20 protein-coding genes are annotated in these 21,843 nt (G+C 58.4%); 1 reads left to right on the top strand and 19 read right to left on the bottom strand.

Annotated elements, in window-relative coordinates; all coding sequences use genetic code 11:
- Window positions 1–34: 34 nt before the first annotated feature.
- The 15 genes from RBT76_11260 to pabB form a co-directional block, all read right to left on the bottom strand.
- Window positions 35–694, bottom strand: a complete 660-nt coding sequence (locus RBT76_11260) for a nitrilase-related carbon-nitrogen hydrolase (protein MDX9858362.1) — start codon at window positions 692–694, stop codon at window positions 35–37.
- A gap of 10 nt (window positions 695–704) precedes the next feature.
- Window positions 705–2,012: a dihydroorotase gene (locus RBT76_11255; GenBank protein ID MDX9858361.1), complete on the bottom strand. Its 1,308-nt coding sequence runs from the start codon at window positions 2,010–2,012 to the stop codon at window positions 705–707.
- Window positions 2,009–2,950 carry an aspartate carbamoyltransferase catalytic subunit gene (locus RBT76_11250; GenBank protein ID MDX9858360.1) on the bottom strand — a complete coding sequence of 314 codons (942 nt, stop codon included), beginning with the start codon at window positions 2,948–2,950 and terminating at the stop codon, window positions 2,009–2,011. Before RBT76_11250 ends, RBT76_11255 begins: the two co-directional genes overlap by 4 nt.
- Window positions 2,947–3,531: a bifunctional pyr operon transcriptional regulator/uracil phosphoribosyltransferase PyrR gene (pyrR, locus tag RBT76_11245; protein MDX9858359.1), complete on the bottom strand. Its 585-nt coding sequence runs from the start codon at window positions 3,529–3,531 to the stop codon at window positions 2,947–2,949. Before pyrR ends, RBT76_11250 begins: the two co-directional genes overlap by 4 nt.
- A 238-nt stretch (window positions 3,532–3,769) precedes the next feature.
- Window positions 3,770–5,239: an ATP-binding cassette domain-containing protein gene (locus RBT76_11240; GenBank protein MDX9858358.1), complete on the bottom strand. Its 1,470-nt coding sequence runs from the start codon at window positions 5,237–5,239 to the stop codon at window positions 3,770–3,772.
- Between the two features lie 60 nt (window positions 5,240–5,299).
- Complete coding sequence (gene gcvPB / locus RBT76_11235; GenBank protein ID MDX9858357.1) at window positions 5,300–6,763, bottom strand: aminomethyl-transferring glycine dehydrogenase subunit GcvPB; 1,464 nt, start codon at window positions 6,761–6,763, stop codon at window positions 5,300–5,302.
- A gap of 38 nt (window positions 6,764–6,801) precedes the next feature.
- Window positions 6,802–7,485 carry a tetratricopeptide repeat protein gene (locus RBT76_11230; protein ID MDX9858356.1) on the bottom strand — a complete coding sequence of 228 codons (684 nt, stop codon included), beginning with the start codon at window positions 7,483–7,485 and terminating at the stop codon, window positions 6,802–6,804.
- 12 nt (window positions 7,486–7,497) lie between these two features.
- Window positions 7,498–7,698: a hypothetical protein gene (locus RBT76_11225; GenBank protein MDX9858355.1), complete on the bottom strand. Its 201-nt coding sequence runs from the start codon at window positions 7,696–7,698 to the stop codon at window positions 7,498–7,500.
- Between the two features lie 77 nt (window positions 7,699–7,775).
- Window positions 7,776–8,126, bottom strand: a complete 351-nt coding sequence (locus RBT76_11220; GenBank protein ID MDX9858354.1) for a hypothetical protein — start codon at window positions 8,124–8,126, stop codon at window positions 7,776–7,778.
- On the bottom strand, window positions 8,101–9,459 hold the full coding sequence (gene gcvPA, locus RBT76_11215; GenBank protein ID MDX9858353.1) for an aminomethyl-transferring glycine dehydrogenase subunit GcvPA: 1,359 nt from the start codon (window positions 9,457–9,459) through the stop codon (window positions 8,101–8,103). The genes RBT76_11220 and gcvPA overlap by 26 nt, the downstream gene beginning before the upstream one ends.
- Window positions 9,460–9,508: 49 nt before the next feature.
- On the bottom strand, window positions 9,509–9,886 hold the full coding sequence (gcvH, locus tag RBT76_11210; GenBank protein ID MDX9858352.1) for a glycine cleavage system protein GcvH: 378 nt from the start codon (window positions 9,884–9,886) through the stop codon (window positions 9,509–9,511).
- A 19-nt stretch (window positions 9,887–9,905) separates the two neighbouring features.
- Window positions 9,906–11,384 (bottom strand): acetyl-CoA carboxylase biotin carboxylase subunit, encoded by a 1,479-nt coding sequence (accC, locus tag RBT76_11205; protein ID MDX9858351.1) that lies wholly within the window; start codon window positions 11,382–11,384, stop codon window positions 9,906–9,908.
- 393 nt (window positions 11,385–11,777) lie between these two features.
- Window positions 11,778–12,038, bottom strand: coding sequence for a GlsB/YeaQ/YmgE family stress response membrane protein (locus RBT76_11200; protein MDX9858350.1), 261 nt, complete (start codon window positions 12,036–12,038; stop codon window positions 11,778–11,780).
- Window positions 12,039–12,139: 101 nt separating this feature from the next.
- Window positions 12,140–12,736, bottom strand: a complete 597-nt coding sequence (locus RBT76_11195) for an aminodeoxychorismate/anthranilate synthase component II (GenBank protein ID MDX9858349.1) — start codon at window positions 12,734–12,736, stop codon at window positions 12,140–12,142.
- 1 nt (window position 12,737) lies between these two features.
- Window positions 12,738–14,285, bottom strand: a complete 1,548-nt coding sequence (pabB, locus tag RBT76_11190) for an aminodeoxychorismate synthase component I (GenBank protein MDX9858348.1) — start codon at window positions 14,283–14,285, stop codon at window positions 12,738–12,740.
- A 190-nt stretch (window positions 14,286–14,475) separates the two neighbouring features.
- On the opposite strand from pabB, the gene RBT76_11185 reads away from it, so the two are divergent.
- Window positions 14,476–16,983, top strand: coding sequence for a PKD domain-containing protein (locus tag RBT76_11185; GenBank protein MDX9858347.1), 2,508 nt, complete (start codon window positions 14,476–14,478; stop codon window positions 16,981–16,983).
- Between the two features lie 76 nt (window positions 16,984–17,059).
- Here RBT76_11185 and RBT76_11180 read toward each other — a convergent pair whose 3' ends face one another.
- From RBT76_11180 to RBT76_11165, 4 genes are all read right to left on the bottom strand, one after another.
- Window positions 17,060–18,250 carry a PilT/PilU family type 4a pilus ATPase gene (locus RBT76_11180; protein ID MDX9858346.1) on the bottom strand — a complete coding sequence of 397 codons (1,191 nt, stop codon included), beginning with the start codon at window positions 18,248–18,250 and terminating at the stop codon, window positions 17,060–17,062.
- Window positions 18,251–18,577: 327 nt separating this feature from the next.
- Complete coding sequence (locus RBT76_11175; GenBank protein ID MDX9858345.1) at window positions 18,578–18,922, bottom strand: carboxypeptidase regulatory-like domain-containing protein; 345 nt, start codon at window positions 18,920–18,922, stop codon at window positions 18,578–18,580.
- 516 nt (window positions 18,923–19,438) lie between these two features.
- Window positions 19,439–19,783 carry a carboxypeptidase-like regulatory domain-containing protein gene (locus RBT76_11170; protein MDX9858344.1) on the bottom strand — a complete coding sequence of 115 codons (345 nt, stop codon included), beginning with the start codon at window positions 19,781–19,783 and terminating at the stop codon, window positions 19,439–19,441.
- Between the two features lie 127 nt (window positions 19,784–19,910).
- Window positions 19,911–21,488: a dockerin type I domain-containing protein gene (locus RBT76_11165; GenBank protein MDX9858343.1), complete on the bottom strand. Its 1,578-nt coding sequence runs from the start codon at window positions 21,486–21,488 to the stop codon at window positions 19,911–19,913.
- Window positions 21,489–21,843 lie beyond the last annotated feature (355 nt).

The following is a 21,843-nucleotide window of genomic DNA, read 5'->3' as shown; positions in this document are numbered from 1 at the left end:
ACGACCGGCGTCGGGAGTCAAGCCGCCTGCCCGTCTATACTCTTACATCAATTACCTGCTCGCGGTCACGCGCCGCCTCGGCCAGCACCGTACCGTCGGGCGAAACGGCGATGGAATTACCGCCGAATACGTTTCGACCGTCGCTGCCGACCGCATTAATGCCGAACACGGTGGCTTTCGTCATTCTGGCGTGTTCGATCAGCAGCGAACGATAAACATCGACCCGCTCGAGGGGGAAGGCGGCAGGGACAAAGATCATCTTCGCCCCTGCTCGCTTCATGTCTTCAAACAGCGACACAAACCGCGCATCGTAGCAGATGGCCACCCCGACGGCGCCGAGATCGGTCTGCCAGATGCCGGTTTCATCGCCGGGCGTGTAGACACGATGCTCATTGAACGGTTCGAACAGATTGACCTTGTGGTACAACTGGCTGAAACCCTGGCGGTAATAGACGCACGCGTTGCGCAGGCCATCCTGCGAGAGGTACGCCACCCCGGTGAGAATCCGAAGGTCGTAGGGCGCGAACGACGCCAGCACGGCTTCCAGCGGCACGACTTCGCGTCGCTCGTACAGGCACCCGGTCGTGGCCAGTTCGCTGAAACAGATGAGATCGACGCCGTCGGCCTCGGCCGTCTCGATATATGGAATCAGGTTAGTGACGCCGACGTCCTTTTGCACCAGTCGCACCAGCATGGTATGTCTCCTATTCTTCTCTCGCGAACACGACTCGCCCGCCGAGAATGGTCCGGAAGACCTGTCCCTGCAGCTTCCATCCGATAAACGGCGAATTGTGAGACATCGAGCGGAATCTCTTTTTGTCCACCGTCCACGGCGCGTCAGGATCGATAATCGTGATATCCGCGGGCGAGCCGGTTTTGAGCGTTCCCCCCGGCAGCCCGAACACGCGCGCCGGGTTGATCGTCATTTTCGCGATAGCGTCGGCCCAGGTCAGGTATCCTTTGTCGATGAGATACGTTTTGACCAGGCCGAGCGTCGTTTCCAGCCCGATCATGCCGGCCGGGGCAAGATCGAATTCGCAGTCCTTTTCCTCTTCCGCGTGCGGGGCGTGATCCGAGGCGATACAGTCGATGGTGCCGTCGATCAGCCCCTCGATAATAGCCTCGCGGTCGTTGGCCGTACGCAGCGGCGGATTGACGCGCAGGCAGGTGTTGAACTCCTTTGCGATCGCTTCGTCGGTGAGGACAAAGTGATGGGGGCACGCTTCGGTCGTGACGCGGATTCCTTCGGCCTTGGCGGCGCGGACCACATCGACGGCGCGCCTGGTCGACAGGTGCTGAATATGCAGCCGGGCGCCGGTCGTACGACACAGCGCGATATCGCGCATAACGGCGATCTCTTCGGCCACGGCGGGGCGGCCGCGAAGGCCCAGGCGGGTCGATTCAAATGATTCGTTCATGATGCCACCCGCGCAGAGCGTCGACTCTTCGGCATGGTCCATGACCGGGATGTTAAACATCTTGGAATATTCCATGGCCCGGCGCATGATTTCGGAGTTTTCCACCCACCGGCCGTCGTCGGTGATGGCAACCGCGCCCACTTTCACCAGATCACCGATCTCGGAGAGCTCCTTGCCTTCGCTGCCTTTGGTAATCGCGCCGACCACATACACGCGCGCGTCGGCGTTTTTCGCGCGGTCCTGGACGAACAGAACGGTCTCCTGATTGTCGATGCGCGGGGTGGTATTGGGCATGCAGCACACCGCGGTGAATCCACCGGCGGCAGCGGCCCGACAGCCGGATTCAACCGTTTCCTCGTCTTCGCGACCGGGCTCGCGCAAATGGACGTGGACATCGATCAGTCCCGGAACGACAAGCATACCCGACGCGTCAATCACGGTGGCGCCGGTCGAATCGCCGAGCTTCTGGATGTCGTTCTCGATACCGGCGATTCTGCCGTCTTTTATGAGGACGTGGGCGTCTTTACCGAATCCCAGCGCCGGGTCGATCACCCGGCCGCCGGAGATTATCATATCAAACGGTGCGTTACTCATGCCTGGGGACCCTCCGCTTCCGGACCCGAGAGAAGATACAGCACCGCCATGCGGACCGCCTGTCCGTTGGTAACCTGGTCGAGGATGACGGAGCTGTCGCCGTCGGCGACTTCCGACGAGATTTCAACACCGCGATTCATGGGGCCGGGATGCATTATCGTGTAGTTCTTATTGAGCCGCTTCAGCCGCTCTCTGGTGATACCGAACAGATTCGTATACTCGCGCTGCGACGGGAACAGACCCGCCTGCTGCCGCTCCAGCTGCAGGCGCATGATGTTCACCACATCCGCGCCGTCGAGCGCTTCGTCAAGGCTGGTGTAGATATCACATCCATACCGCTCGACCTCCGCGGGGAGAAGCGTCGACGGTCCGCACAGGGCCACCGAGGCACCGAGCGCTTTCAGGCCCCAGATGTTGGAGCGAATCACGCGGGAGTGCTTGACGTCGCCGACCAGCACCACCCGCAGCCCTGCCAGCTTGCCGTACTTCTTGCGGATCGTATACATGTCAAGCAGAGCCTGGGTTGGATGTTCGTGCGAACCGTCCCCCGCATTGATGACGTTGGCGTCCGAACACTGCGTCAGATAGTATGGCGTACCCGCGGAGCTGTGCCGCACGACGATCATGTCGATTTTCATCGCCTCGATGTTCTGAACGGTATCGCGGAGCGATTCGCCCTTTTTCACCGATGAGGTGGCGGTCGTGAAGCTGACCGTGTCGGCGGAAAGCCGTTTCTCCGCCAGTTCAAAGGAGATGCGGGTGCGGGTCGACGGTTCGTAGAAGAGATTCAGGACCGTCAAGCCGCGCAGGGTGGGCAGCTTTTTGATCGGACGATCGAGCACCTCACGGAAGGTGTGGGTGGTGTCCAGGATCAGGCTGATGTCATCGGCCGAGACGCCCTCGAGGCCGAGCAGGTGGCGCGACGCAAGCTTGCTCATCGTGCCCCTCCCCCGGTCTCAGACCGCCGACCTTTGCCGTCGTGATTGGGATGAACCGAGACGCGGTCGACACCGTCCTTTTCGGAGACTTCGACGACCACCTGGTCTGTTTTGCGAGTCGGCACGTTGATGCCGACATAGTCCGCCTTGATCGGCAGCTCGCGGTGACCGCGGTCGACGAGGACGGCGAGCTGGATGGTCCGCGGTCGGCCGAAGTCGACAATCTGGTCGAGTGCGGCGCGGATCGTACGCCCCGTGAACAGGACGTCATCGACAAGAATGACGTTGCGGTCCTTGACGGGAAAAAGAATATCGGTACGCTGGATGACCGGTTGGTCGAGCTTGGAATGGACGTCGTCGCGATACAACGATATGTCCATGAATCCGAGATCGACCGACACGTGTTCCAGTTCCTCGATCGCTTTGGCGATGCGACGGGCGAGAACGGCGCCACGGGTCAGCACGCCGATAACGGCGATTGTGGCGGCGCCGCCGTTATGCTCCAGAATTTCGTGGGCGATACGGGTGAGCGCCCGGTTCATTTTCATGTCATCCATGATGACATCGATAGTCTCAGCCACCAGTCACCTCCGGGGCATGCAGGTGCGAAAGGCAATCGACACCAAATCGGTGTGACGCGGTCTGTTGATCGGGAGAGTTGTGTATCATGAAGACCAACCCTTAGTGACCTCGCCGGATCACCTTAAAAGGTTTTGCGGCTGCTGGACCGGGCCTGTCCCGGTGTCGCGCCGGTTGGAGTATAATGGTTGGCCGGCGGCTGTCAAGTCTCCCGAGGGAAAAAGCTGACCGGAAGTGCGCTCAACGTTCGAATGCACTCGATACCGCCGCCCGGCGCTCGGGATCCGCCAGAAATGCTTCGGCCGAAAGTTCCTCAACCGAGCCGTCGCCCGGAAGCATCAGAACCCGGTCGACCAGTTCGCGGATGACCGGTAGCTCGTGGGTAATGATCACAACGCCAAGACCGCGACGTGCGGACTCGCGAGCGATAGCTATAAAGCGCTCCACGCCATCGGGATCGAGCCCGGCCGTCGGTTCGTCGAAAACGATAAAAGCCGGTCCCAACGCCATAATCACTGCGAATGCCAGACGCCGTTTTTCCCCCATCGACAATGTAAGCGGATCACGGCCGCGAAACCGGTCGGGAGCAAGGCCAACCCTATTGAGGTGTAGATCTATCTCGGTTTCATCCAGTATACGGCCCTTGTTCGCGGGCCCAAAGGCGATTTCCTCGGCGCAGGTAGGCAGGAAGAATTGCCGCTCCGGCTGCTGCAGGACAGCGGCCACAACCCCGGCACGAGCCGCGCCGGTCGCCGTGGTCCCATCAGCACGGCAGAGCTCGACAGTCCCCGTGTCGGGGGGCAACACGCCGGCCAACAGCAGGCCAAGCGTGCTTTTTCCTGAGCCGGTTGGACCGACCACCCCTGTGATATGACCGGGAAAAATCTCAAAACTGACCCGGTCCAGTACCGGATGCTTCCGTTCAAAGGCAAAGCTGACATCACGCACCAGCAGCCGTGCTTCGGGAGCCCGTGCATCGGCGGCGCCTTTTGTGTCGGCTATCGTTGGGGGTGCGGCCGTTGACGAATTTCCGAAGAGGCCCGAGGTGCGCAACACGTGATCCGGCGAACCGTCGTCGACGATTCTCCCGGAGTGAAGCAACAGCATGCGAGAGTAACGGCGGGCGACTCCCGGATACTGGGTGATGCGGATCTCGATGAGCTCCGGCTGTTCGCGGTGCAGGCGCTCGAGTTCCTGTCGGAGCATGCGCCGCCCGGCAACATCGAGATACGAATCCGGCTCGTCGAGTACGAGAATCGGCGGGCGGTAGACCATGAGCGAAGCCAGCGCCACGCGCTGTTTCTCGCCGCCGGACAACTCCGAAGTCAGGCGCCGCGCGAGCCGCTCGATTCCAAACGAACTGAGCGTATCGTTTACCATCGGCTCCATTCGACTCATCGGCACGGCCTGATTCTCCAGGGCGAAAGCAATTTCCTTGTCGACCTGCACGGAGACCATCTGGTTGTCGGGATTCTGGAACAGCATGCCGACGGGCGGGAAGCCGCCGTTATCGGCGCCGTACAAGCGGCGGATTTCCCCGGAGGTCGGTGTGAGCAAACCGGCGATGAGCAAACCAAGCGTTGATTTGCCGGAGCCGTTGGAGCCCATCACGACGAGCGACTCGCCGGATCGAACGCTGAACGAGACGGAGCGAAGCGAATCCGCAACTGCTTCGGGATATCGAAATGTGACGTCGTGACAATCAATCATAAGAAAGGCCGATCGCCCCAAAGAGGGGTGATCGGCCGCATCAGGCAAGCTCGAAATGCGCTACCCCGTATACTGGATATCCAGCGTGCGGGCGGCGCCAGCTTCGTCAAGACGCCGCACCGGGGTGTCGTACGGCGCGTTTTTGACCAGGTCGGGATCGGTCTCCGCTTCCCGGGCGATTTGTTTCATAATGGCGGCAAACTGTTCCAGCGTCTCACGCGACTCGGTTTCAGTCGGCTCGATCATCATGGCTTCCGGCACGATCAGCGGGAAGTAGTTGGTCGGCGAATGGACGCCGAAATCCAGCAGACGCTTGGAGATGTCCAGGGTCTTGACGCCCAGTTTCTTCTGGCGATTGCCGGAAATGACGAATTCATGCATGCAGTGGGCGGAGTATGGCAGGTCGAAATCATTCTTCAGGAGCGCCTTGAGGTAGTTGGCGTTGAGAACGGCGTTTTCCGATGCTGTCCGGAGCCCCTCTCCGCCGAGCGACTTGATGTAGGCGTACGCCCGAATCATGTTGCCGACATTGCCATAAAACGAATGCATGCGTCCGATGGAATCCGGACGATCGTAATCGAAGTAGTATTCACCCTGTTCGCTTTTCTGCAGCACCGGACACGGCAGGAACCTGTCCAGTTCGGCCGTCACCCCGACCGCGCCGGCGCCCGGGCCGCCGCCGCCGTGCGGCGTGGAGAACGTCTTGTGCAGGTTGAAATGCATGATATCGAACCCGACATCGGCCGGTCGAAAGATCCCCATGTTGGCGTTGAGGTTCGCGCCGTCCATATACATCAGGCCGCCCCCCGCGTGCACAACGTCGGCGATCTCCTTGCAATACTTTTCGAACAACCCCAGCGTGTTCGGATTGGTGGTCATCATGCCCGCCACGGTGTCATCCATCACGGCCGCGACCGCCTCCGGCGTGATCACGCCGTTTTCATTCGACTTGATCTGAACCGTGCTCCAGCCGAGCGCGGCTACCGAGGCCGGGTTCGTACCGTGGGCGGAGTCCGGGATGATGATCTTCGTCCGCTGCATCTGGCCGTTCTTGCGGTGGTACGCCTGCATAACCAAAAGGCCGGCGAACTCGCCGTGCGCGCCCGCGACCGGCTGCAGCGACAGCGCCGCGAACCCCGACACTTCCTTGAGGTACGACTTCAGATCGTACATGACTTGAAGAATTCCCTGGACGGAATCATCCGGCGCCAGCGGGTGCAGGGAGCGAAATCCCGGCAGCGACGCGGCGACTTCGTTCGCCTTCGGATTGTACTTCATGGTGCACGATCCGAGCGGATAAAAGCCCTTGTCGATATGGTGGTTCTTCACCGACAGGCCCACGAAATGCCTCATCACCTCACCCTCGGACGCCTCCGGAAGCATGGCATCGGCCGTGCGGCGGAATTTCTCCGGAATGGCGGCCATGATGTCACCGGCGGGGCGCTCGGTTTCGGGTAATGAGTAACCGCGACGGCCCGGGGCCGACTTCTCGTAGATCAACAGCTTCGATTCCACAGAACTCACGCGTGTCCTTTCGGGTTGCTTACGATCCTGAGCCCCGCCTATTTGCTGCCGTCGGTTTTCGGCGGCGGCGGGTTCTTCAGTTTTTCGACCTGTGCCTTGGCATAGCCGACATCTTCGGATTCGGGATACGACGATATAAACGCTTCAAAGGCATTTATCGCGGCGGTCGTATCGCCCATGGCGCGATAGACGATGGCGGTCCAGATACCCGCGGCTTCCGCGAACCTACCGGTACCAAAATCATTCTTGATGGCCGCGAAGGTCGCCAGGGACTTGTCATATTCTTTCGCGCGACGGTGCATATCCGCGAGAGCCATGCGGGCTTCGCCCGAAAGAGAGTCGGTCGGCTCTCCGGCCTCCACAACTTTCGTATACCAGGCGATCGCGGCGGAATCACCGCCCCGGTATTTGTATTTGTCGGCGACTTTGTAGAACAACTCGCGATCCGGACCGGCGCCCGCCTGCGTCAGCAGATCATCGAGCGTCCCGATACCGTTGCGGTAGTCCTTGATCGTCTTGAGGTACTCGTCCGGCGGGGCGTATCCGACAATGCGGTCGACCTCTTCGCCCGTGTTGGTCACGAGAACCGCGGTCGGATATCCCGACACGTGGAATCGCCGTGCAAGCAGGGTGTCTTTCTCGGCGTTGACTTTTACCAGTACCATCTCGTTGGTGAAATACTCTTTGACGGAAGAATCGACGAACACGACCGTGTCCAGCATCTTGCAGTACTTTCACCAATCGGTATAGAAATCGACGAACACATGCTGTCCTTTGGCGACAGCGGCCTCGAGGCCCTTATCGAATTCCCGGAAGAAAGGCGCCATTTCCTTCTGCGGTGACGCAGCCTGCGGCTGTTCGGTATGAGCGGACGCGCCGCCGACCGCCAGCAGGCCCAGTATCGCCAGCACCGCGGTGAGTGCGATTCGTTTCATACGTTTACTCCTTCCCCGTTCGGGGTGCGCTTACCGTATGTATCTCGGGCTCGTTACACTTTCAATCACGCAAACTCTCAGCGCTCTTTCCGTCGCCACTTCTGCCCGACCACCATGTCGAGGATATGGGCGGCGTCGTCGGAGAACTCCGACGGCACCGACACCTCGAAGGTGTGGCTGGCGTTGGCGTTGTAAAACGGATTGAGCGGCAGCCCGATATTGCCGAAGAATCCCGACTTGGAGATCACGACCGCCGGAATGTTGTACGTGGCGAGCGTTTCACGGGCGAAATCGGCCGACAGCTTGTCGTCGATCGTCCCCAGCAACACCCACGTCACCTCGTGATCGGCATCCATGTCGTCTCCGCAGATCGGGCAGGAACTGACGCCCTCGTCCCAGTAATTATGACAGGTGCGACAGAACTCCACTCGAACACATCTCCTTCAGCCCGTCGACCAGACGGGTCATGTGGGCCGGCGTGCGCTTCTCGGTCAACGCCACCAGCAGGACATTGTCCATCCCGGCGTACCACCGCCCGGCGTCGATACCGGGCAGGATCCCTCGTTCGGCCATGGCGGCGATAATCTCGCGCGCGGGTCGAGAGGTGCGGACCGGGAATTCGCGGACGAAGGGGGCGTCGGACTGCAATTCACAGCCCTCCAGCGCGGCAATCTGCCGGGCGGCCTGTTGCGCGCGTTCCGCCGACAACAGCGCGACCTGCTTGATTCCCTCGCGCCCCATCAGGCTGCAGTAGACCGCGGCCGATGTCGCGCACAACGCCTGGTTGGTGCAGATGTTCGACGTAGCCTTTTCGCGCCGGATGTGCTGTTCGCGGGTCTGCAGCGTCAGCACGAAACCCGGTTTGCCGTCGACATCAGTCGTGCGTGCGACGATTCGTCCCGGCATGCTGCGGACGAGATCCTTCTTTGCCGCGAACAGCCCCAGAAGCGGCCCACCGTACGACAGCGACACGCCGAGCGGCTGCCCCTCGCCGACCACGACATCGGCGCCCCACTCGCCGGGCGTCTTGAGGATGGCCTGCGAAATCGGATCGATTGCCATCACCAGCTTGCCGCCCACTTTGTGGATCATCCGTTCAATCGGCTCGATGTCTTCGAGCAGGCCGAAAAAGTTCGGCTGGCCCACCAGCACGCACGCGGTGGCCTCGTCGACCGAATCTTCGAGTTTGTTCAGATCCGTCAGCCCGCCGGCGCGCGGCACGGTCACGATTTCGACTCCGCGTGCGCGGAGGTAGGTGTCGATGACCTGCCGGTACAGAGGGTTAACCGTCTCGGATACGACGATCTTAGCCCGCTTCGTGACGCTCGATGCGATCAGCATGGCCTCGGCGGCCGCCGTCGCCCCGTCATACATCGACGCGTTTGCGACGTCCATTCCGGTCAACCGGCATACGTGCGTCTGGAACTCGTAAATGACCTGGAGAGTCCCCTGGGCGACTTCGGCCTGGTACGGGGTATAGGCGGTCATGAACTCGGGGCGGGACACGATCGTGCCGACCGCCGCCGGGATAAAATGATCGTAGACTCCGCCTCCCGCGAAACACAGCGTTTCCTCGCGATCCCGGTGCGACAGCTCCTCGATCTCAGCGAGCAGCTCGACTTCCGACAGGCGCGGAATGTCAAGCGGTCGCTTCAGCCTGAGCGCATCGGGAATCTCACTGATGACGTCGTCGAAACTTCCGACGCCGATCGTGTCTAACATGCGGCGGCGGTCGTCATCGGTATTCGGAATGTAATGCATGTTGGCGTGTACTTTCTCTGCGCAGTGACGCCCGGTCGCGCGGCGTCGGTTAGCTTATGATGTCCTTATAACTGCCGGCATCGAGCAATTGTTCGAGCTGTCCGGCGTCGGTCAACTCGACTTTGATCATCCAGCCGTCGCCGTACGGATCGCGATTGATCACCATGGGATCGTCGTCCAGCGCCGAGTTGACTTCGACCACCTTGCCGCTGAGAGGGGCAAAGAGTTCGGAGACCGCCTTGACGGCCTCGATCGTTCCGAATGCCTGCATCTGCGCCACCTCGGCGCCGATATCGGGAAGTTCGACAAAAACGATATCGCCCAGTTCGCCCTGCGCCCAGTCGGTGATCCCGACCGTCGCCACGTTGCCGTCGACCTTCACCCACTCGTGTTCCCTGGTGTATCTCAGATCATTGGGTACGTTCACCGTACACCTCCCTGCCTGCTCAGTCTTCTATCTTGTTGGCCGTTTCAGTTGCTGTTTCACTTGCGGCGACGATCGCCGGTTCCTCTTGCCCCTCTTCCGAAGCCGGTTCGCCGCTGCGGTTGAGGGTTACCGATTTTTTTTCGGGTCCGGCGCCCTCCTTTTTGAAATTCCGATCGAGAAAGCCGGTATCGTACTTCCCCGCCATGAAGTCGGGGTGCATCAGCACCTGCTGGTGGAACGCGATAGTCGTGGGAATGCCCTCGATGATGAACTCATCGAGACAGTGCCACATCTTCTGGATGGCCTCCTCGCGGGTCCGCGCGCGGACGATCAGCTTGGCGATCATGGAATCGTAGTACGGCGGGATGGTGTACCCCGCGTACACCGCTTTGTCGATACGCACACCGGGACCGCCCGGCGTGTGAATCGCGGTGATCATGCCCGGGGTCGGGCGGAAATCCTTCTCCACGTCTTCCGCGTTGATGCGGCATTCCATCGCCGCCCACTTCGGGGCGATCCTGGCCTGGTCGTAGATGATCTCGTCGCCCAGGGCGACACGAATCTGGTCCTTGATCAGGTCAATCTCGTACGCCTCTTCGGTGATGGGATGTTCCACCTGGATTCGGGTGTTCATCTCCATGAAGTAGAAATCGAGATTGCCGTCGACAAGAAATTCGATCGTCCCCACGCCGCGATAGTCAACCTCGGAGGCGCCTCTGATGGCGGCTTCGCCCATGCGCCGGCGAAGTTCCGGGGTCATGATCGGCGACGGCGTCTCTTCGATCAGTTTCTGGTGGCGGCGCTGGATAGAGCAGTCGCGCTCTCCAAAATGGTAGCGATTGCCGTGCGTATCGCACAGAAGCTGTATTTCCACGTGATGCGGATTGACGATCACTTTCTCGAGATAGAGATCCGGGTTGGAGAAGGCGTTGCCGGCTTCGGTCGATGCGAGGTGAAAACCGCGCTCGAGTTCGGCCTTGTCCCGACACACGCGCATACCCTTGCCACCGCCGCCGGCGACGGCTTTCAGAATCACCGGGTAGCCGACCTTCGAGGCAATCTCCGCCGCTTCGTCGAACGTCTTTACGACGCCTTCGGATCCGGGAATGCAGGGGACGCCGGCCTTGCGCATGGTATCCTTGGCGACCGCCTTGTCGCCCATGCGACGGATCGCGTCCGGTGAGGGACCTATAAAAGTGAGGCCGCATGACTCGCAGACCTCGGCGAAATCGGCGTTTTCGGCCAGAAACCCGTAACCCGGATGGATCGCCCCGGCATTGGTGACCTCGGCCGCGGCGATAATGCGCTTGAAATCGAGATACGATTCCTTGGCGGGCGCCGCGCCGATACAGACATCCTCATCTGCAAACCGCACGTGCAGCGCATCGCGATCGGCTTCGGAATAGACAGCGACTGTCTTCAGGCCCAGCTCGCGGCAGGCGCGGATCACGCGGAGCGCAATCTCTCCCCGGTTGGCGATCAGAACTTTATTAAACAAAAACACTCCCTCACGTTACGTGTGTGCTCCGCGCCGGACGGCGCAAAGGCACACCGTTTCGGTACTGACTGCCGAAGATAACAGATACGGGCGAAAAAGCAAAGTCCGTTGAGAGAAATTTGGCGGGACTTTTCGTGCTGGGGCACAACGGGTTGACATATTCGCAGCCGCCGACTGCCCGGTCGAACCACCTTCAGTGGACCCGGTGTCGGTCACATGACCCCGGAGGACGGCGGGCTGGCGTCAGACAAGCGCAAGCACCAACCCCATGCCGATCAAGCACAACAGGATGAGCAGTGTCACGAACAAGTACAGCATGGTTCCCCAACCTTAACTGGCAGATAGACGCACTCGATGGACACAGCGTGCAATGCAAGTACTCGGGACGGGTAGTCAGCAGCCGATAAGAAATTTGATGATGCCGCCGATCACGGCAGCCACTATAATCACCGGCAGCAACAGGACAAACACGATCCCTAATACCCCCAGCAGGGCTCCAAGGACCCCGGCCAGTATTCCTGCTACAAGCCCGAAAACCCCGCCAATCACCGCGACCACGGCGCCCAGGACGCCGGCCAGAATGCCACCGCCGCTGCCGAGCACCAGCAGAAGAAGAATCGACCCGATCGTGATCAGGAACAGTGCCTTGAGCATACCTCTTCCTCCTGCTACCCCATACGAATCCGCACGCGGTGCGGTTGCGTCAATCCGCCTGTTCGATCTCTAGTTTCCTGAAATACCGATGAATCGGCAGATTATTCGATGGAATCGCTGGCGTGTACCGTCGGCGTCTTCGCCAGAAAGTTGCTTACAATAGCGTGCCCGTGCTCGGTCAGTATTGATTCCGGATGAAACTGGACGCCTTCCACTTCAAACTCCCGGTGCCGTACGCCCATTATTACCCCGTCCTCGGTTCGGGCGGTAACCGCAAGACAGTCAGGAAGTGACCCGGGATCGATAACCAACGAGTGATACCGCCCGACCGAGATCGGGTTTGGCAGTCCGTCGAATATGCCGTGACCGTCGTGGCAAACGACCGAACGTTTGCCGTGCATGGGCAGCCCCGCGCCGACAATCCGGCCTCCGAACACGTCGCCGATACACTGGTGCCCGAGACAGACTCCGAGAATCGGGATTCTGCCGGCGAAGGTCTGAATCAGTCTGTTGGAGACTCCCGCCTCACGCGGTGTTTTCGGTCCCGGAGAGACGATAATGTGCGACGGTCTCAGCGACCCGATTTTGTCGATTGTGATGCCATCGTTTCGAACGACGACCGGATCGTACCCCCGCTCGCCGACATACTGGGCGAGATTGTAAACGAACGAATCGTAGTTGTCGATTATCAGCACCATCTCAGCGCACCCCGGCAGCCGGCGCTCGGAATACGTCGGTCAGCGCCCTGACCTTATGAAGCGTCTCGATATATTCCTGTTCCGGATCGGAGTCGAACACGACCGCCCCGCCCGCCTGGTAGTGTGCGACTCCGTCTTTCACGACCATCGTGCGGATCGCGATATTCAGGTCGCAGTCCCCGTTGAAGCCGAGCCAACCGATCGAGCCGGTGTAGACGCCGCGACGGGTCGGCTCGAGTTCGTCGATGATCTCCATCGCACGGATCTTCGGCGCGCCGGTAATCGACCCGCCGGGAAACAGCGCCGTGACGGCGTCGATCGTGTCGCAGGTTGGACGGAGTCGTCCGCGCACGGTCGAAGTCAGGTGATGCACGCTCGAAAATCGCTCGAGTTCGGTAAGGCCGGTCACCTCGACTGAGCCGTACTCGCAGACGCGGCCGAGATCGTTGCGGACGAGATCGACGATCATGATGTTTTCCGCCCGGTCCTTTTCACTCGTGAGCAATTCGCGCGCGAGGGCGGCGTCTTCATCGGCAGTGCGACCGCGTCGGCGCGTACCCTTGATCGGACGCGACTCCAGAAGACTGCCGCGCCTCAAAAGGAAACGTTCGGGTGATGAACTGACGACTGCAAATTCCCCGCAGCCGAGATAGCACGCGAACGGAGCGGGGTTGACGTCGCGAAGGCGATAATACAGTTCCGGGGCCGGCTGATGTACCGGCACCGAGAAACGCTGGGACAGGTTAACCTCAAATACGTCGCCGGCGATAATGTACCGGCGAATCCGCTCGACTGCGGCCGTGTACTGCTCGGGCGTGAAGTTGGCGTTTGGGTATTGGGGACCGTCAGGTGTAGAGCGCCTTTGACCCTCCAGCACCTGACAGAACGAGTTTGGCAGCGAATCGTGACAATTGCCGTGCGTGGCGTTGAATGTTCCGTCAGGCGTTGGTCCGCCTTTGGCGGACGACACCTGACCGGTGGAAACTCGCCGCACTGCCTCACGGAGCAAAGACAGCATCCACCCTGTGCGATCTTTGGCCCGCCGCTCTCTTCGCGCACTGTCGGTCTCCGGAAACCCCGTCGACACGATCCACGCCGTCTCGGACTGGTGATCAAACGCCACAATCGTGTCGTAGAATCCGAACACGCAATCGGGAACGCCAAGGTCGTCGACCGCCAGGGAGGGCAGCCGCTCGAGGTATCTGCCCATGTCGTAACCCAGGTAACCTACCGCCCCGCCGGCGAACGGGCACATTGCCTGACGGGGGTCTTGACGATAGCGATTCAAGAGTGAGCGGATGATTTCAAACGGGTTCTCGCCCGATGATTCGAACGCCATCGCCCCCGTGACACGGGTGACGCCGTCCCTTACGGTAAGGGTCAAAAAAGGATCACACCCGAGATACGACCATTGCCCGAATTCCCGGTGGGGCATGGCGCTGTCGAGCCAGAAAGGCATCTGTCTCTCACGCAACGCAGAGAAGGCCTGCCTGGCGGAGAGATTGAAGTCGAGTTCGCGTATATGGGGTATCGCAAGGAGCCTGCTCATGCGGGCGAAGATAACATGAAGTCATGGATCGATCCAGACGATTTTCGATTCCCTGGCCTCACCAACGCGAGGACTTGGCCCAGAAAACGCCATCTGCACTACAGCAGAATTTGGCTTGACATGGTGTCCGCAATCCACGTTATTATGTACGCCCGCTTCACACACAAACTTCTTCACTGGGGAGGGAACCATGCGATTCCCATTGTTTCTAAGAACCATGCTGGCGCTTGCTCTGATGGCCGCCTGTACTGCACTAGCTGCCAATGATTTGACTGGCGAATTTAGAAGTGAGGGCGACATTCGGAGACAGCTGCGGGCGTCGCCGACGGCTCAGTTGCTTGACAGCGAGTCCGTGATTTCTCCAGTCGCAGACCTTTGCTATCGTGTCACCACCTACGCCGGGCAAAATGTTGCCTTTCCAGTGGCCGCATATGCCCGGTCCAATCCCATTGCGATGGCATCATTTGATTTCGACGGGGACGGACAGCTTGACTGGGTATCGAACGAGATGCCGCTGCATGTCGTACACCAGTACGCAGTACCGGGGAAGTACCTTGCCCGATTCACGGTGTACGATGTCTACGGCTTCACCAGTTCGTCTTTGATCTCTGTCGAAGTCCTTGCCGGCAAAGGTGTGAATGACATAGAGTCAACAATTCTCACGACCCCGTCGTTTGACGGTCTGCGAGAACGCCGACTCAGAGGCCCCTCTGCGAACAAGTCCGACACTTCCGAGACCTACTTCCTTCTTGTGGCCGATGACGATCCGGGACGTGAGGACTTCTGGTGGAGGGTGTGCGAGGAATACACATCTATCTGCGACACCTTTGGATACGACGCTGACCACATGGTGGTTGTTGCTGGAGATGCCGATCTCCCGTTTGACGAGTTCTTCACCGCCCGTCTCGAAGACACGGTTATAATAGACCACAGATTCGGTGGTCCGGGCCTCGACTCCGCATTCAACTACCTCCTGCTTAATATGGACAGCACTGACATACTCCACGTGATTTTCGAAGGTCACGGTGTGGGTTACTGGGATTCCAGTTGCGTTGTGCATCAGTGTTGCGGCAACGGCCTTCCGTATGAGTCGGGAGGAGGACGTATCTTTTCGGACGAGGTCGATCCGGATCGCTTCCAACTGGAGAGCGAATTCAAATTGGTCAAGATCCGAGACTATGCTCCCATCTTCCAAAGCCATGGGCTGTACGACACGGTGATATCCTGGCAAAACGGTACTCTTTTTCGCGGCCTGTGGGTTGCGACCTTTGATTCAATGGCATTCTACAATTCCGAGAAAGTCTCAGATACAGACATTTATGCTGAGTTCATCGCCCAGGGCCTGAGAGGCGATACGGACGGAGACCTTTGGCTGGACGAAGGCGAGAATTGGGACTGGGATGACGACGGAAACTGGCCGATCGACACCTTGAACAACAAATACGTCTTCGACGAGGATGACTGGGACACGTTGTGGTCCCTGCGGGGTGATCGGAATCACGGCGATTCCAACTACGGGTTCACTATCTGGTTTGACTCCGGGTTTGACTCCACACTCGATGTCTGCATCCAATGCGACGATGTGGAGAGTCCCGCGGTGCACGGCACAGACTTCGACCGCGACGGCATATTGGACAGATACGACGCCAACAAAGACGGTGACTACCTTGATTCCATCGGAGTCGATGAAAAGACTAGAGCGTGCACCGACGATGCCATCGCAGATTTTCTTGATTCCTTGTCCTACCGGCGAGCGACTTTCGTGATGCGCCCCTGCTTCGGCGGTGGGTTCATAAACGATCTATCTAGAGAGAACGTTGTCATAGCTACCCACACGATTGAAGGAGGGCTGGGCTACAACAACCTTGGCAACTTCGATGAGAAGATGACCGGTTGCTGGGACATGGACAGCGTGATCGACTCATCCGGCTCGCGCGTCGTCGCGTTTGCAGATGCCTTTAACGCAACTCCGGGGAGTTACTCAAGGACCAGATTGGACGACAACGGAGATGGAGTAGGCCATCCACCGAACTTGCCTTCGGGAGGAGACGGCTATCTCGCCGACAGCATTTGGTGGGGAATCCTTCCGCCCAGTCCACCGATGCCTATTCTGGCCTATCCTCTGTCGTCCGACACCCTGTATTCACCTTTTGTTACGTTTGTGTGGCAGGATACGGGCGACGCGGATTCCTTCAACATCACGTGGGCACAGTTCCTTGATACCACCGACAGTTATCCTATGGCCAGCGCCATTACAGACACAACTTACACAACTCCAAACGGCTCCCCGTTGTCAAGCTACCCCTGGCCGCAGTACTACTGGCGATTGTGTGCGTACAAGGGACTTGCCCGAACACCCTGGACCGAGAGCGCAGTGTTCGTGGTGGAGACCGATGACACGTGTTGTGCGGGGGTACGTGGAAATGTCAACGGCGATGCCAACGAGCAAGTAGACCTCAGTGATCTGCTGCTATTGATTGACTTCGTCATGGGCAGTGGCGCGCCACTCCCCTGCTACACCGAGGCAAATGTCAATGGCAGTGTTTTTCAAGTGCTACCGGATCTCTCTGATCTCACTTACCTTTCGAACTACTTGTTCAGCGGTGGACCGCCTCCGCCCAGTTGCCCTTCCAAGAAGCTCTCAACGAAGGACTCTCAATCAGAAAGTATCTCAGCTGTCGACACCGATTCACCCTAGGTAGCCGTTCAATATAGAAAAGCCCCCGGGCCGGCTACCGGGCCCGGGGGCTGATCGAACGTAGAGAAAGGACATGTCAGAACTTGTTGAATCCGGGCATATCGCGCATCGGGGCGGGCCCCCAGTCCGGGCGGGAGGAATCGTCGTCGTGTTCCTCGTCTTTGGACTTGTTGCCGGTTTCACCCCAGCGGTCGGCCGCGCCGGTGATACCCTTGAGACGCAGATCGAAGTCGTCCGGGTTGGTGGCGTTGGCCATCGCCTCCTCGAACGATATCATCCCCTGCTTGTAGAGCTTCATGATCGACTGATCGAACGTCTGCATTCCGTACTGGACATGACCGTCGGCGATCAAATCGGGAATCTCGTTGGTTTTGGCCGGATCGAGCAGACACTCGCGCATGGCGCCGGTCGATACCATCGCCTCGATCGCGGGCACGCGGCCCGGCATGTCGGAACGCGGAATCAGGCGCTGGCACAAAATGGTCTTGAGCGTACCGGCGAGCAGCAGCCGAATCTGCTGGTGCTGGTGAGGCGGGAAAAACGACACGATACGGGTAATCGTCTCCACCACGTTCAGGGTGTGCAGCGTCGTGAGCACGAGATGACCGGTATCGGCGGCGGTCAGTGCGATCGACATCGTCTCGAGATCGCGAACCTCACCGATCAGGATAACGTCGGGGTCCTGACGGAAGGCATGGCGAAGGGCCGATGCAAACGACTCGGTGTCGCCGCCCACCTCGCGCTGAGCGATAACGGACTTCTTATCACGATAGATGTACTCGATCGGGTCTTCGACCGTGATGATATTCAGCGGCCGGTTGGCGTTCATTTCTTCGATAATCGCCGCCAGGGTCGTCGATTTTCCTGAACCGGTGGTTCCGGTGACAACCACAAGACCGCGGTACAAACTGGCGATATCCTTGACGACCGGCGGGAGATTGAGGTCGTTGAAGCTCGGCACCTGCGTATTGACGGCGCGCACCGCGATACCGGTGGTGCCGCGCTGCCGGAACAGATTGATACGGAATCGCCCGAGCTTGGCGACTGAGAGGGCAAGGTCCATCTCGTTTTTTCGGTCGAATCGTTCGCGCTGTTTCTCGTTGAGAATCTGCGCGACTATCTGCTCCATCGCGTCGATCGTCAACGGGTCGGTGGCAATCTGCTCGAGCCGGCCGTTGACGCGAAGGTTGGGGCGGATGCCCACCCGTACGTGTAAGTCGGAAGCTTTCCGGTTGAGCATCTCAACCAGCATCTGTTTGAGAGTCATGGACTTCCCTTTCAGCCTCGGCTGTTGGATAGATTTCTATACCTCTTAAATCGGCTGATTTGGGGGAAACATTAAGGGGGGATGGGCGGGGATGTGAATGGCCGTAGCGCAGGTCCCGGCCACGGGCGTGGCGGTTGTCGCTAAATCGAATCAGAGATGCGTCTCTGATGGCGGGCGTACCTGACAAGGACCTGCGTGAAGCATGGCCTAGACAGAGATCAGGTCCTCGACAAGCCGGATCGAATTGAACGTGACGGTGCCTATGCTGGACGCCTCTGCGAACCGAACGGTACCGGGCGGGACCTGACCTACAGGCTCACTCTGATGTCACTCCGGCGCCATCTCGAAATCAACCCCTTCGACATTGTGCTCGCTCCGTACATAACGGCTCTTGGTCTGATAGCCCTCGACAAGGCAGTAAACCGTCCAGCGTGCGTCGCCGAAATCGGCAACGCCATAGCGACCGGTCGAGTCGGTTATGTACCACGGCTCAATGGTGGTGGTGTCGTCAAGATAGATTTCTGCGTTCGCAAGGGGCAGGCCGGTCACAGAGTCAGTAACCGTGCCCCGCACGGTTGTTAGCCAGTCGGAATCGGTCTCGTTACAGCCATACCCTCCCTGCAATGCCAGGCAGGTCGCAACAGTAAGCAAGACTGTCTTCAACTTAAACACATCTAATCTCCCGTCTCTCTGCAATGTCACGGCGTAACACCATACCTCGGCAATCTCACACACCTGTGCGAAGTCGGCATCACGAGGCAGAAGCGTTTTGAGGTACTATGCTGATCTTCTGTACAACCCTTAGGTTGGTGGTTTGAGATCTTTGCCGGTAGATCACCAACAGCACATTAAAGGATATCCCTCCATCATGTAATTGACAAGTGGTACCAGATCTGATAGATCGGTATATCCATCGCAGTTGACATCAGCAGCAATCAACGGCTCGACCGGATCAACTCCGTAAAAGAGACAGTTGGCATATCGCATCACATCTGAAAGGTCGGCAACACCATCCCCTGTCACATCACCACATGCGAATGTTGAGAAAGAGTATGTAACAAGCGGCCCCAGTCCGCCGTCAGGGCGCCAACCTGGATCGGCGGCAAATGTCCCGAATGTCCTCGGCTCGCCGTCATTGATGACATAGTAAGCACCGGACGGGACCTGACCTATAGGCTCACTCTGATGTCACTCCGGCGCCATCTCGAAATCAACCCCTTCGACATTGTGCTCACTCCGTACATAACGGCTCTTGGTCTGATAGCCCTCGACAAGGCAGTAAACCGTCCACTCTGCGACACCCCAGCTCCATACGCTGTAGGCTCCGGTGGAATCGGTGACATACCACGGTTCGTCGGGAGTCGTGTCGTTCAGGTATATTTCAGCACCGGTTAGAGGAAGACCGGAGATCGAGTCTGTAACGGTTCCTCTCACCGTAGTTGAGTAGTCACGATTCTGTTCCTGACAACCGCAATCAAGAGCAACGACAATGCCGATTAGCAACAGACAGCTCAACTTCCACTTCGAAAACATATCTCTCCTTCCCATGCATCAGGACGCAATGTCGTGTTCCTCAGACCTCGTTCCCCACAAATCCAGATTCACAGCATCCGAGTCATCACTTATAGACCGAGGTTAGAAGATCCCCTAAGAGGATCCACTACCAACAACACATTAGAGGATATCCCTCCATCATGTAATTGACAAGTGCTACCAGATCTGATAGATCGGTATATCCATCGCAGTTGACATCAGCAGCAATCAACGGCTCGACCGGATCATCACCGTAAAAGAGATAGTTGACAAATCGCATCACATCCGAAGGGTCGGCAACACCATCCCCTGTCACATCACCACATGCGAATGTTGAGAAAGAGTATGTAACAAGCGGCCCCAGTCCGCCGTCAGGGCGCCAACTTGGATCGGCAGCGAATGTCCCGAATATCCTCGGCTCGCCGTCATTGATGACATAGTAGTAAGCACCAGGCGCGACCTGCTGACTCTCATAGTTAAGGCAATCCCACAATGTAGTGTTTCCTGTGGGGTGTGTGTCCATTTTGTTGGCTGTTACGGAAATGCCGCGAACGAAGCCTCCAGAAACGGTGTAGATACGCACCAGATCACCGGGCACTACCTGATGAAGCGTTGCCCACAGGCTACCGTGATTGTCGATAGCCTGAGGCTGTCCGTCGCCGTCATGATCTGTCCAACCCAGATGCTTCTTTGTGTGGGTGCAGAACGAGCCCCATGGGACCGAGGTCACCATCATACAGTTTTGCGGGAGGTCAACGCATTTGACGCAGTTGGAGTTCGGATGCTGCAGGAACCCATACAAGTCGTCGCAGGAATTCCCGTCTTTGCAGCCGTCGCTGGGCGAATACTCATCCGCCGCTCCGAATACATGTGCTACTTCATGAGCGACAACTGCGTCCAAGTATCGAGTACCGGCAGGAACAAAACGCACAACGGCAAACGGCGCCCGCGCTAGTTCACCTATGCTTAGCTCAGAAAAAGACTTGCTGTATCCACGCGGATTCTCGTTTCCCTCGAAGCCTACGCCATGCTCATCCCGAAGAATGTAGAGATTACAACCCCAATCAGTGGTATACTCTCGACGAACGCGATTCGCATTGCGAAACTGAGCGCTCCATCCCGAGCCCTGTCCCAAGTAGTCCATGGCATCATCCATCCACGCAAAATCCCAACGCAGAAGCAAGTAGTCCGGAGTCGGGACCGTCCCCGCGGAAAGCGGCGCAGACATTGATGTTGGCACTGATCTGTGAATCTCATAAACCCAAGAGACATCCACTCCGGACCATCGTGCATGCTTGTGGAGCGTCTCAAATCCGGCCACCGATAGGGTAAGCGCACTATCCACTTGCTCGACCGTCCAATTCTCGGAGAGATTGTTGCTCTCAATTAGAGACAAACAGACCGCAGTGCGTCCCACGAGAAACTCCGCGGTGAACATCTCTGAACGTGGGATGAATAGATTGGTGACGTCTTCATCCAACTTGGCGGAAGGAATCTCGATGTGCTCGAAACCACAGAAATTGCTGACCAGGGAGTCATCTTCGCGGATCTCCTCACGTTCGCCTGGTCCGTCGGCAATCTGGTGCCAGATTCTCTCCCAGAGCGACGCGTCGACAGACATGTTTCGAACCAAACCGCCGTTGTCTTCATCTATCTGTCGGGCGACTACGTCGTGCTCGGCCTTGAACTTCCGGAACTGCTGCAAGTTGAATTCTCAATAAAACTGTTGCGGCGGAAAAGCATGGACAACTCGTCCTCCGTAGTCAGATATTGTCTGCAGGTTGGTTTGAAACTCGCTGTCTGGTCCCGCCGGAAACTGTACATACGAGTTCGTCTTGCACTCAACTGCCTGCCCAAATAGGCAAAGAGTGGCAATAACATAGGCACATAGAACTGCAATGGAGCGATACACTGCTCCCCCTTTCTCCCCTACTCCCCCCTGAAGCGATTCGCAACAGGGTTGCAAGCTGAGGATCGCTTGAATGGTTACACACTAATAGACGATTGAGAGTCGTGTGTGTCAAGAAGATTCGGTCTGATCGTTTGACTCATGCACACGC

The sequence above is a fragment of the Candidatus Zixiibacteriota bacterium genome (genome assembly GCA_034003725.1).
GTDB lineage: Bacteria > Zixibacteria > MSB-5A5 > GN15 > FEB-12 > WJMS01.
This window is presented reverse-complemented; position numbering and strand designations above follow the sequence as displayed.